10 protein-coding genes are annotated in these 12,455 nt (G+C 37.3%); all 10 read left to right on the forward strand.

Translation table 11 applies throughout. The features are described from left to right. The first annotated feature begins 33 nt into the window (after positions 1–33). The 10 genes from gltX to R2Q70_RS10500 all read left to right on the forward strand — a co-directional run bounded on the left by gltX (position 34) and on the right by R2Q70_RS10500 (position 12,455). A complete protein-coding gene (gltX, locus tag R2Q70_RS10455) occupies positions 34–1,542 on the forward strand; it encodes a glutamate--tRNA ligase (RefSeq protein WP_316807541.1) in 1,509 nt (502 codons plus the stop codon). 727 nt (positions 1,543–2,269) lie between these two features. Continuing rightward, positions 2,270–2,800: a hypothetical protein gene (locus R2Q70_RS10460; RefSeq protein ID WP_316807542.1), complete on the forward strand. Its 531-nt coding sequence runs from the start codon at positions 2,270–2,272 to the stop codon at positions 2,798–2,800. Positions 2,801–3,243: 443 nt separating this feature from the next. Then, positions 3,244–3,933 (forward strand): hypothetical protein, encoded by a 690-nt coding sequence (locus tag R2Q70_RS10465; RefSeq protein ID WP_316807543.1) that lies wholly within the window; start codon positions 3,244–3,246, stop codon positions 3,931–3,933. Between the two features lie 189 nt (positions 3,934–4,122). After that, complete coding sequence (locus R2Q70_RS10470; RefSeq protein WP_316807544.1) at positions 4,123–4,563, forward strand: hypothetical protein; 441 nt, start codon at positions 4,123–4,125, stop codon at positions 4,561–4,563. 283 nt (positions 4,564–4,846) lie between these two features. Continuing rightward, positions 4,847–5,683, forward strand: coding sequence for a neutral zinc metallopeptidase (locus R2Q70_RS10475; RefSeq protein WP_316807545.1), 837 nt, complete (start codon positions 4,847–4,849; stop codon positions 5,681–5,683). Between the two features lie 262 nt (positions 5,684–5,945). Then, entirely contained in the window at positions 5,946–7,079 is a 1,134-nt protein-coding gene (locus R2Q70_RS10480; protein WP_316807546.1) for a hybrid sensor histidine kinase/response regulator, read from the forward strand. 18 nt (positions 7,080–7,097) lie between these two features. Then, positions 7,098–10,679: a response regulator gene (locus R2Q70_RS10485; protein WP_316807547.1), complete on the forward strand. Its 3,582-nt coding sequence runs from the start codon at positions 7,098–7,100 to the stop codon at positions 10,677–10,679. 17 nt (positions 10,680–10,696) lie between these two features. Next, positions 10,697–11,071 (forward strand): two-component system response regulator, encoded by a 375-nt coding sequence (locus R2Q70_RS10490; RefSeq protein ID WP_316807548.1) that lies wholly within the window; start codon positions 10,697–10,699, stop codon positions 11,069–11,071. Next, the gene (locus R2Q70_RS10495) at positions 11,068–11,886 is read left to right on the forward strand and encodes a protein-glutamate O-methyltransferase CheR (RefSeq protein WP_316807549.1); all 819 of its coding nucleotides are present in this window, start codon (positions 11,068–11,070) and stop codon (positions 11,884–11,886) included. Before R2Q70_RS10490 ends, R2Q70_RS10495 begins: the two co-directional genes overlap by 4 nt. Further along, positions 11,871–12,455, forward strand: coding sequence for a chemotaxis protein CheB (locus tag R2Q70_RS10500; protein WP_316807550.1), 585 nt, complete (start codon positions 11,871–11,873; stop codon positions 12,453–12,455). The genes R2Q70_RS10495 and R2Q70_RS10500 overlap by 16 nt, the downstream gene beginning before the upstream one ends.

Raw genomic sequence — 12,455 nt, forward strand, 5'->3', positions numbered from 1 at the left:
TTTCGCCCTTAACTCCCTGCTCTTTGCTTCATTATGGATAAAAAAGTTAGAGTAAGATTTGCCCCAAGCCCAACCGGAGGACTGCATTTAGGCGGTGTTCGTACGGCGTTGTTTAATTATTTGTTCGCCAAAAAGAATAACGGAACCTTTGTGTTGCGTGTAGAAGATACCGATCAGAACCGTTTTGTAGAAGGTGCAGAACAATATATTGTAGATTGTTTAAACTGGTGCGGCATTGCGCCGGATGAAAGTCCGAACAAGCCGGGCGCTTACGGACCCTACCGCCAGAGCGAACGCAAACCGAGTTATGACAAATTTGCAGCACAACTAATTAGTGATGGCTACGCTTATTATGCTTTTGATACCCCGGAAGAATTGGAAGCAAAGCGAAAAGAAATACCAAATTTTCAATACGGGCAGGCCACACGTATGCAAATGCGCAACTCTTTAACACTTACGTTGAGTGAGGTAGAGGAGCTATTGGCTGCTAAAACGCCACATGTGGTAAGGATAAAAGTTCCTGAGGATGAGATTGTTCATTTTAATGATTTAATCCGTGGCGACGTAAGTTTTGAAACTTCGTTGGTTGATGATAAAGTTTTATTAAAGGCGGATGGAATGCCAACCTATCATTTAGCCGTTGTGGTTGATGATAAGGCTATGGAGATTTCTCATGCTTTCCGCGGCGAAGAATGGTTACCATCAGCGCCTATTCACATTTTATTATGGAAATATTTAGGTTGGGAAAACGATATGCCAGCTTGGGCACATTTGCCGTTAATCTTAAAACCTGATGGACATGGTAAACTAAGCAAACGCGATGGCGATCGTTTAGGTTTCCCGGTTTACGCCATGAACTGGACAGATCCAAAAACCGGTGATGTTACCAAAGGTTTCAAAGAAATGGGTTTTCTTCCAGAGGCTTTCGTTAACATGTTGGCTTTATTGGGCTGGAATGATGGAACTGATCAGGAATTATTTTCACTAAAAGAACTTGAAGATAAATTCTCTATTGAAAGAATCAGCAAAGCCGGAGCAAAGTTCGATTTCGAAAAAGCAAAATGGTATAATCACGAGTGGATCAAATCGGAAAGCGCAGAGCGTTTAGCGCCAAGCGTAAAAGTAGCCTTGCAAAAAGCGGGAATTGAAGTTGAAGATGAAAAATTCTTAAATACTGTAATTGATCTGATCAAAGACCGCTGTAATTTGCTGCCTGATTTCGTAGCGCAAAGCGGATACTTTTTTACTTCGCCTGCTGAATATGATGTGAACGCCGTAAAACCAAAATGGAGCGCTGAAAAAGCAGATTTCTTTAACGCCTTTGCTGAAAAACTAACTTTAACTGATGCCGTAAGTGAAGAAACAGCATTTAAAGCATTGGCAGAAGAAAAAGGATTTAAACCTGGAGAATTAATGCTACCCTTCCGAATTATGTTGGTGGGAGGCAAGTTTGGTCCGGGAGTTTTTGATATTGCTGTACTGTTAGGCGTTGAAGAAACAAAAACAAGGATAGCTAAAGCTGTGAACTTGTTTAACATTTAATGATAAATACAAGTACGAATCAAGCCAGAAAGAAATTTCTGGCTTTTTTATTGTTCGTGCTTATTCATAATTATTTTTCAATTTGTAATTGTTTATCTAAAAACAATTCTGATATTAGATTTTCATCATCCCTAAAATAACCAGAAAATTATTTTAAAACATATGATGAATAAATTAACACTCAACAAAGGTAAAGCGACCGCTTGCCTGATTCTTTTTTGCCTATTATTATTGGAGACTAAAATTGATTGGTTCTGACTTTAGCGGACAGTTGCAGCCCCCCTTTTTTATTTCCCCTGCTAACGTACGCCTGTGGCGTATAAAATAGCAAGAAGATTCTTAAACAGAATGATTAGAAAATCAAGGATAAAGGGTGATTTTCAATTAAATATTTATAATAATTTTAAGCAAGTGCACACGCGACACGCGTGCGCCAGCGAGGGGCATCTCGAAGTTTTAATTAAATGAGGATTTGAAATCCTCTGTTAACGCACGCCTGTGGCGTATAAAATAACAACATGATTCTTAAACAGAATGATTAGAAAATCAAGGATCAAGATGATTTGCAATTAGATATTTATAATGATTTTAAGCAAGTCCACACGCGTGCGCCAGCGAGGGGATTTTCAATTAAATATTTATAATAATTTTAAGCAAGTGCACACGCGACGAAATAATGCCACCATTTGGGTTGATTTTTATAATTTTAATATTAATGATTAATATAATGAAACTTGAGTTAATTTTAATTTTGAGCTATTTGGTTTTTACAGGTTGTCGCTTTGAACATACCAGATGTACAAAATTAACGCCTTCAGACACAACGTTAATAATCTATAATATTCTAAATGGAAATAAATTCTTGGAAGAAAACACTGAAACTGACACTATTTTTTTTTTAAGGAACAAATTTTTCAATAAAAGTTTTCCTACACACACAAAGCATTTTGTTGTAAAAAGTTTGGAAGATAATTCAAGGGCAAGAATGTTTAATCTTGGCCCAGGATTCCCAAATGATGGTCGTCAAAGGTTTACTGTTTTTAAATTTAGTTACAAAAATGACACAGTTAAAACTGGAATAAATGAGCATGGTACCAATTTATTTTATGAAACTGAATTGGTACAGCATCAAAAACACTGGACAATTACAAAGCAAAATATTTCACCAGGTGGTAAACTAGAAAAATTCGACTATGAACATGAGCAATGGTACAAGGAGCTAATAAAAAGATTAAAGCCTAGTAAATCAGACTTTTAGCGGCTGCATTTTTATATGAGGCCCTTTGCTGGTGCATGCCTGTGGGCTCATGTTTTGGAAAATATGATCCTACTACAAAAATAATACTAATAAAAAAGGAAATGGTTATAGGTTTAGAAACCATCCAGCTCTTCGAGATGTTCTGAAAGGCATCTCGAAGTTTTAATTAAATGAGGATTTGAAATCCTCTGTTAACGCACGCCTGTGGCGTATAAAATAACAACATGATTCTTAAACAGAATGATTAGAAAATCAAGGATCAAGATGATTTGCAATTAAATATTTATAATAATTTTAAGCAGGTGCATACACGACACGCGTGCGCCAGCGGGGGGGGGGAGAAAAACTGATTGCTCCTTCCAGAGTTTATTTTAGAAAAAAATAAATCAATGATATGAAGAAGATTTTTTTTTACCATAATAGCATTTTTAGCTGTATTGACCTTGGCACTTGCTCAAACACAAAATGATAAACAAATCATTATTGAAATTCAAAAGTTGACTCGGTTAAAGTGGGATTACGAAAAGTTTGAGAAAAGACCTCAAAAAAGAGACTCAATTTTAGTGCTTTATAAAAACCAGATAAATAAGATAAAAAAATCTCCGGAGGTCTATTTAAAATATATTAATTATGCCCTAAAAAATCAGAAGATTCAGTTATCAAAAGAATCCAGCCCATATAAATACATATCAGAAGGATTATCTGTTTACGATACCAAAAGCCACTTTATCAAAGAAATAGATTTGTATCGAATTATTAAATATTATCTGTTCAAAAGAAATGATGAGTTATTGCCTGAAAGCTTTCGCGGTCTTCCTGTAGTTGATGAAAAGAATTATATAAAACAATATACTCCTAAACCTGGTGAACGTAGAACTGCTATTAAATACCTAAAAGAGAACATGAAATTAACTCCGTTGCAGTTAAAATTTATTAGGAATCGTAATAACATAAAAGATGTTACCGATATGAAAAAATATTTGGATGAAAATGGCCTCAGTTTGGAAAACAAAGAATTTATTACATGGGCTATCGATTATTTGATAAAACGAAGCTGGGTTTCTGTAGGCTGGCTTGAAAACGTGTATAACGCAGGTCGGCAAAATAACTTACCGCGAGATAGAGAGACGTAAATATTTTCTTCATTTGGCAGTTATGAAATAATCGAACATCCCTCGCTGGCGCACGCCTGTAGCGTGTGAGGTAAACGAACTTGAATTAATGGTTGTTTTAACAAATGCACACGCGACACACTTGCGCCAGAAAAAGGGGGATTGCTGTGAGGCGATATAAGTACCCAAAAGATAATATTTACAAAATAAATGAAAAGTAATACAACTTTAACATTCATTTTCTTGCTTACAACATTATTCGGATGTACGCAAGAAAACAATAAATTTCCTGGTAAAAAGGAGTTTATTGAAATACTATCAAAATCACTTATTGATGAAAACTTTTATGAAAGATCTGATTTTCATCAAAGTGGAAAAGATATAAAATGTATATATATAATCAGCAACTATCCAATAAAGCAAGCAATAGAAATAAAAGGAAGAAATTATTTTATAAATTATCCTCTTGAAGAAAGCATAAAAATTTATCAAAAGATTAAAGTAGAAATCTCTAATATTTCGGCTAAAGAAATAATTATACTGCAAAAGTATCCATCAGATACTAAGGATTATGTAAAGGGGGAGTTTATTTTTAGGTTTGAAAAAAACAAATGGATTCTTTCAAGTAAAAGAGTAGGGAATATAAATTAAAATTTATGTTAGTTTTAACATTGCACACGCGATATGCGTGTTCCAGCAAATGAATTTTGATATTGCCGTATGGTTAGGCACTGAAGAAACCAAAGCTCGAATTGTAAAAGCTGTTGATGTGTTTAGCAATTAATAAAAAATATAAGTTGGATCAAGCCAGGAAGAAATTTCTGGCTTTTTTATTGCTTCAAAACCTAAAAGAATAAATCGGGAAATAATTTCTAATTTAGTCTAACAATTGTCCCAACATTTAGGTTATCCATTTAATTAAAAAATTAAAATTATGCAGTGGTTTGGTAAAGGAAGTAACAATGTAGAAGATGGCAGAAGCGGAGGCGGAGGTAAAACCATTTTAGGTGGTGGAATTGGGATTATAGTTGTGGTATTGGGTTTAATCTTCGGGAAAGATTTAACAGGTGTAGTGGGGCAGCTTCCTAGCTCGCAGGGAACAGAAGAAGTAAAACAAGGTGTTCCCGCAAACGATCCGCAAGCTGTTTTTGTATCTGGTGTTTTAGAGTCAACGGAGCAGGTTTGGGATAAAGAGTTTGAAGCCATGGGTAAACAATATGAACATCCAAAACTAAGACTTTTTAGAGATGGCGTTCAAACGGCTTGTGGAAATGCAAGTTCGAATGTTGGCCCTTTTTATTGCCCGGGCGATCATAAAGTTTATATCGATTTATCATTTTATGATGATTTAAAAAACCGTTTTGGTGCTGCCGGCGATTTTGCCCAGGCTTACGTTATCGCTCATGAAGTTGGACACCATGTTCAAAACATATTGGGCATTTCTGAAAAACTGGATCAAGCCCGAGGGCAGGTAAGTGAAAAAGAATACAATCGCCTATCGGTTAAGCTAGAACTTCAGGCCGACTTCTTTGCCGGCTTATGGGCACACCATGCACAAAACCTCAAAGATTTTAAGCTGGAAGAAGGCGATATTGAAGAAGCCTTAACGGCGGCGAATGCCATTGGTGATGATAAATTGCAAAAGCAAGCCACTGGCGATGTGCAGCCAGATTCTTTTACGCATGGTACTTCTCAGCAACGCATGTACTGGTTTAAAAAAGGATTTGATACCGGAGATATTAAACAGGGCGATACGTTTAGCCAGTTGTAATTTGGCTTTTGAGGGGAAAACTTAAATAGTTGTAATTATTGGCCACCTAAACCTGATAGTAATGTAAAGCGCCCGCTTTTTTTCAAAGCGGGACTTGTAATGGATAGCAGGACGGTATTTCATGAACAGCACAAAAAAGCTTTTCAAAAAAAAATACTAAAAAGTTAAAACATTCCTAAAACTTTGTTGTTTGTACCTAGTTAAAGAGATTTTGTCTCTAAACCAAACATAATTATCCAAGCGCCCTATTTGTATAATAAACATGATCCTTATAGTTGATGACAGACCCGAAAACCTTATTTCGTTACAGAAAGTATTACAAGCGCATAATTTTGAGGTTGAAACGGCATCATCAGGAGAAGAGGCACTAAAAAAGGTATTAAAAAACAATTACGTTTTAATTATTCTTGATGTTCAAATGCCTGATATGGACGGCTTTGAAGTGGCTGAGGCCATCTCTGGTTTCAGCAAGGCGAAGGATACGGCCATTATTTTCTTATCGGCAGTAAATACCGAACTTAAATTTATTACTAAGGGTTATTTGAGCGGAGGTTTAGATTACATTACCAAGCCTGTTGATATTAATGTGCTTTTGCTTAAAATCAAAACGTTTTACCGCATTTACGAGCAAAGCAGAAAACTGAATGAAGTACAGGAAAAGCTGCTCGAAGAAATAGAGTTTAGAAAGCAAGCTGAGCAAAAGAAAGATGAATTTATTAGCATTGCCAGCCATGAGTTAAAAACGCCACTAACCAGTGTAAAGGGATACATACAGTTGCTGCAACGTAGCTTAACTAAAGACAATAAGGAAATGGCCCAAAACCATTTGGAAAAAGCCAGTGTGCAGCTCGAAAAGCTAAATGAACTTATTGTTGATCTGCTCGATATTTCGAAAATTGAAAGCGGGAAAATGAAGTTTAACATGCAAAGTTTTTGTGCCGATAATATGGTTAATAATGCCATTGAAATGTTGCAGCAATCCAATCCTGATTTTAAAATAACCAAATTAGGCAAAACGAGCGAGAATATTTTTGGTGACGAAATGCGACTAGAGCAAGTTGTGATCAATTTTATTACCAATGCTATCAAATATGCGCCGGGCACCAACCAGGTAAATGTAACAATGAATATTCGTGATGGAAAACTTTATCTGGCTGTTAAAGATTTTGGCATCGGCATTTCTGCCGAGCAACAAGATAAAATATTCGATAAATTTTATCGTGTAGAAGAAAGCAGTCATCGTTTTAACGGTTTAGGTATTGGCCTTTATATCTGCGCAGAAATCATCAAACGTCATGGCGGTACAATCGGTGTAAATAGTGTTCCTGACGAAGGCTCAGAATTCTATTTTATTATTCCCATCACCGAAGCAGAAATCCTCCAAAATCAACTCTAGTCATCTCCAAAATATAGAATGAAAACTACTCTTAAAAATAATTTACGTTTAGGCTTGGGCTTGTCGCTCATTATTCTTTTTATCAGCTCACTGGCCTCGTATATAAGCATAAGTAACCTGATCAAAAGCACCGAGCTTGTTAAACACAGCGATCAGGTTATTCTCGATTCTGAAAATATTATTTCTTATTTAAAGGATGCTGAAACCGGGCAACGCGGTTTTTTATTAACCGGAAATAAGGTTTTCCTTGCACCCTATTATGGAGCGAGTGATTCGGCTGCATCAATCTTAAAAAGGGTAGAAGCTTCTACAAAAGACAATCCGGTGCAGCAGAAAAATGTGGCATCACTTCGTAACATCCTCACCAAAAGGATGGGCATTATAAAATCGACAATTGAGATAAAGGAACTTGATGGGACGGTAGATGCAACGGTTTTGTTTCAGGGCAAAGTGTATATGGATGAAGCCAGAGAAACGGTTAATGCATTGATTAAGGAGGAGCGAAGATTGCTGGACTGGAGAACAGCAGAACTTAATAAACTAACCTCATACACGCCAATACTCATTTTAATTGCTGCCGCTTTGGCAATTTTAATTACTTTATTCTTTTACAGGAAAGTATCAATAGATTTTGATGAGCGTGTTAAACTGCAAGAAGAAATTGAAAGCAAAAAATACGAGATGGAGAAACGTATTGCTGCCATTAAGGAAATTGCCTATCAAATCTCGATCGGGAATTATGGTGTAAAGCTGGATAGCCAGAGCCAGGATGACATCGGAGAACTTTCCGAATCGCTAAATACGATGTCGTTTTCGCTTAAAAAATCGTTCGATACCCTTGCCGAAAATGAATGGTTGCAAACCGGGGTAGCCAATTTAAACGTAAAAATGGTTGGTGAAAAAGATGTTTTTCATTTAGCTGATGATATTATCGAATTTTTAGTTACCTACACTAAGGGCCAGATCGGCGCAATTTATTTGTTTAAAGATGATGGTTACCTTCACCTAAAAGGGAAGTATGCATTGGAAGGACAAAATCTTGTTCCGGTAATTGAACTTGGTCAGGGTTTAATCGGTCAGTCGGTAAAAACCGGTAAAAATATTTTACTGGAAGATGTTCCACAAAGCGAACTAACCATTACTCATGCTACAGGAAATATTAAACCTGCGCAATTGTTGATTTTACCGATCATTAGAAACGGAATCTCGATAGGAGGTTTAGAAATCGGCACCATCACTGCATTTACCGAATTGCAAATGCATTTTTTAAACCAGGTGCTCTCTGATGTCGGAACAGCGTTATTGGGTGCGCAAAACAGGCAGAAACTGCAACAGCTGCTCGAGGAAACCCAGGCTCAATCTGAAGAACTGCAAGTACAACATTCTGAGCTAGAAGGCATGAATGCCGAGTTGGAAGCGCAGGCACAAAAACTTCAGGCCTCGGAAGAAGAGTTGAGGGTGCAGCAGGAAGAGTTGCTTCAAAGTAACCAGGAACTAGAAGAAAGAAGCAGTTTGCTGGAAGAAAAAAACGAGCTGATTGAGGAAAGAAATGTCGAAATCCAGCAAAAGGCAGAAGCTTTGGAATTAAGTACGAGATATAAATCTGAGTTTCTGGCCAACATGTCTCACGAATTGCGTACGCCATTAAATTCTATCTTGTTGTTATCTAGGTTGATGGCCGAAAATGAAGCCATGGACCGAGAGCATCAGGAATATGCGGAAGTGATTCAGAGTTCAGGACAAGGATTGTTGAGTTTGATCGATGAGATTCTCGATCTTTCAAAAATTGAAGCCGGTAAAATGGAGCTCGATCGATCGAATGTTAAGGTTGATGATATCGCCCTGAACATGCGCTCGTTATTCAATCCGCTGGCAAAAGAGAAAGCTTTAGCATTAGTTATTGATCAGGCAGCTGATGTACCTGAATATTTCCACACAGATAAAATGCGTTTAGAGCAAATACTGAAAAATCTGTTGTCAAATGCCATCAAGTTTACATCAACAGGGTCGGTAACCTTAAATATCGAGAAGAATGAAAAACTAAATGCATTGGTTTTTAAAGTAACCGACACGGGTGTGGGCATCGCTCCTGAAAAACAGGCGATGGTATTCGAAGCATTTCAACAGGCAGATGGATCTACCCGACGAAAATTCGGAGGAACCGGGTTAGGCCTGTCCATTAGTAGGGAATTGGCTAAACTTTTAGGTGGTTATATTGATTTGAAGAGCAAGGAAAATGAAGGTAGTATTTTCATTTTAACGCTTCCTATTGATAAAAACAAAGGTTTTGAGGATGTAAAAGATCCATGGGAAAAACCAGCGCCGGTAGCAGTTGAGCCTGCTAAAGTGAGTCATTTAACGGTGAGCAACATTCCACAGGAAATTGAAGACGATCGAGACAATATTCAACCAGACGATAAAGTAATCCTCATTGTTGAAGATGATACGCCGTTTGCCAAAACCCTGCTTGATTTTACCAGAAAACGTAGTTACAAGGGTTTGGTTGCTGTGCGTGGCGATGTAGGTATTGAAATGGCAAAAGCATATAAACCTTTGGCGATTTTGCTTGATATTCAACTGCCAATTAAAGATGGATGGCAGGTTATGGAAGAACTAAAGTCGGATCCGGCGACACGGCCGATTCCGGTGCACATCATGTCATCGCTTCAGGTTAAAAAAGAAAGTTTGCTAAAAGGAGCGGTAGATTTTATCAATAAACCATTTGCTTTCGAGCACATGCAGGAAATTTTCTCCAAGCTTGAACACGCCCTAAGCAGACACCCGAAAAAGGTACTGATTGTTGAAGAAAATGAACAACACGCGAAAGCTTTGAGTTACTTCCTGAGCAATTTCAACATTCAAACTGAAATCGTTAATCAGGTAAATGAAGGTGTTTCTGCCTTACACAAACCTGATGTAAACTGTGTTATCCTGGATATGGGAATTCCGGATAAGCATGCTTACGAAACTTTAGAAGTGGTGAAGAAAACGCCAGGGTTAGAGAATTTACCCATTATCATTTTCACGGGTAAAAATCTCTCGAAAGGGGAAGAAAACCGAATTAAGCAATATGCAGATTCGATTGTGGTAAAAACAGCACATTCTTACCAGCGTATTTTAGATGAGGCTGGTTTGTTCCTGCACCTGGTGGAAGAGAAAAGCCGTGAAAAAACTAAGGCACCAAAAGCATTTTCTGAGCTTCAAGATGTGTTAAAGGGTAAAACGGTGTTGGTTGCAGACGATGATGTTCGGAATATCTTCTCGCTGACAAAAATGTTGGAACAGCATCAAATGAAAGTACTTGCCGCTACCGATGGTAAGGAAGCACTGAAATTGTTAAATGAAAACCCACAAGTGGATGTGGTTTTAATGGATATGATGATGCCTGAACTCGACGGTTATGAAACGACAACAGCCATCAGGCAGGATATCAAATATCGCAATCTGCCAATTTTGGCCGTAACGGCAAAAGCCATGATGGGCGATCGGGAAAAATGTATTGCAGCCGGCGCTTCTGACTATATCAGCAAACCTGTTGATATGGATCAACTTGTTTCATTGCTAAGAGTTTGGTTATACGAAAATCACTACAAAGCTTAAACCCATTTAAATAAAATATGCCTCAAAAATTAATTCTGATTATTGATGATGATAATAGAAACATTTTCGCTTTAAAAGCTGTTTTAAAGGCCAAAGGTTTCGATTGTTTATCTGCTACCAGTGCCCGTGAAGGTTTTTCAATGATGGAAGAAAACGGAAATGTTGCCGTTGTGCTGATGGATATGATGATGCCAGATATGGATGGCTATCAGGCCATTGCTGCAATGAAAAAATCGGAGAAAATGCAAAATATACCCGTGCTTGCGGTTACCGCACAAGCCATGGTGGGCGATAAGGAAAGATGTCTTTCTGCAGGCGCTTCAGGTTATGTTTCAAAGCCTATAAATGTTGATGAGTTATTAATACAAATTGAAGAGGTTACAAGTAAGTGATAAGTGATGCGATAGATAACGAACAGGTTGAAACATTATTAAGTGATGTACTGGAAGTTCATGGCTACGATTTTCTGGAGTATTCGCATGCATCAATTAAACGTAGAATAACGAGGTTATATACTTTAGATAACTTTGTAAGTTTTGCGGAGTTTAGGTATGCTGTTAAAAACGACAAACAGTATTTTAAACGTTTTCTAGAAGAAATTACGGTAAATGTTACCGAGATGTTTCGCGATCCAGGTTTTTACAGCTCGCTTAGAAACGATGTTTTACCCCTGTTGGGCACCTATCCATTTATTAGAATTTGGGTTGCGGGCTGTTCTACGGGAGAAGAAGCCTATTCTTTGGCCATTTTATTAAAGGAACTGAATCTGTTGCACAAATCGCTTATTTATGCTACTGATATTAATCCATCGGTTCTAGAAAAAGCAAAAAAAGGGATGTTCCCCCTTAATTACCTCAAAGGATATTCAGAAAATTATGTCAACTCTGGAGGTATTAAAGATTTTTCTTCTTACTATTCTGCTAACTATTCATTGGCTAAATTTGATGAATCGTTAAGCAATAAGATGATTTTTTCTACGCATAACCTGGTTTCGGATCATTCATTTAATGAGTTTCAGCTTATTTTATGCAGAAATGTGCTCATTTATTTTGACAAAGAATTGCAGCATAAAGTGTTTCAGTTGTTCGATAATAGCCTGGAGAAACTGGGTTTTTTAGCATTAGGGAGTAAGGAAAGCCTTGATTTCTGGCCTGGAGCTAAGCAATTTAAGCGCATTAAACTCGAAAAGATATGGCGGAAACTCTAACAATCGGAAAATGCAGTGCGCTGGTTATTGGTGGATCTGCCGGGAGTTTAGATGTGCTGCTCGAAATATTTCCAAGCCTGAAAACAGCAATCAACTTCCCAATTATTTTAGTTACCCATCGAAAATCGGGAAATGATTCCTTATTAGCTGACTTATTGCAAAGCAGAACCGGGTTAAAGGTAAGAGAAGCGGAAGAAAAGGAATCAATTTTGGCAGGCCATGTTTACATTACACCAGCTGATTATCATTTGCTCATTGAAAATAATAAAACAATCTCGCTCGATTATTCTGAAAAGATAAATTATTCGAGGCCTTCAATTGATGTTACTTTCCAGTCTGCTGCGGAGGTATTTAAAGATGAGTTGGTGTGTATATTGCTGTCAGGATCAAATGCCGATGGGGTAGAAGGATTAAAAATTGTAAACAATTTAGGTGGTTTAGTGGTTATTCAAAATCCAAATACGGCAATTATGCCTTATATGCCACAACAAGCGGTTAATAATGTGAAACCGCACCTTATTTTAGATAGCTTTGCAATGGCTGGGTTCATAAACAACTTAATTAAATAA

This window comes from Pedobacter agri (assembly GCF_032678665.1).
In the GTDB taxonomy this organism is placed as follows: domain Bacteria; phylum Bacteroidota; class Bacteroidia; order Sphingobacteriales; family Sphingobacteriaceae; genus Pedobacter; species Pedobacter agri_A.

Bases quoted from the DNA above. Each gene is read 5' to 3' on its own strand.
- R2Q70_RS10500 (WP_316807550.1), top strand. From the start codon at position 11,871: ATGGCGGAAACTCTAACAATCGGAAAATGCAGTGCGCTGGTTATTGGT.
- R2Q70_RS10485 (WP_316807547.1), top strand. From the start codon at position 7,098: ATGAAAACTACTCTTAAAAATAATTTACGTTTAGGCTTGGGCTTGTCG.
- R2Q70_RS10490 (WP_316807548.1), top strand. From the start codon at position 10,697: ATGCCTCAAAAATTAATTCTGATTATTGATGATGATAATAGAAACATT.
- gltX (WP_316807541.1), top strand. From the start codon at position 34: ATGGATAAAAAAGTTAGAGTAAGATTTGCCCCAAGCCCAACCGGAGGA.
- R2Q70_RS10475 (WP_316807545.1), top strand. From the start codon at position 4,847: ATGCAGTGGTTTGGTAAAGGAAGTAACAATGTAGAAGATGGCAGAAGC.
- R2Q70_RS10480 (WP_316807546.1), top strand. From the start codon at position 5,946: ATGATCCTTATAGTTGATGACAGACCCGAAAACCTTATTTCGTTACAG.
- R2Q70_RS10460 (WP_316807542.1), top strand. From the start codon at position 2,270: ATGAAACTTGAGTTAATTTTAATTTTGAGCTATTTGGTTTTTACAGGT.
- R2Q70_RS10470 (WP_316807544.1), top strand. From the start codon at position 4,123: ATGAAAAGTAATACAACTTTAACATTCATTTTCTTGCTTACAACATTA.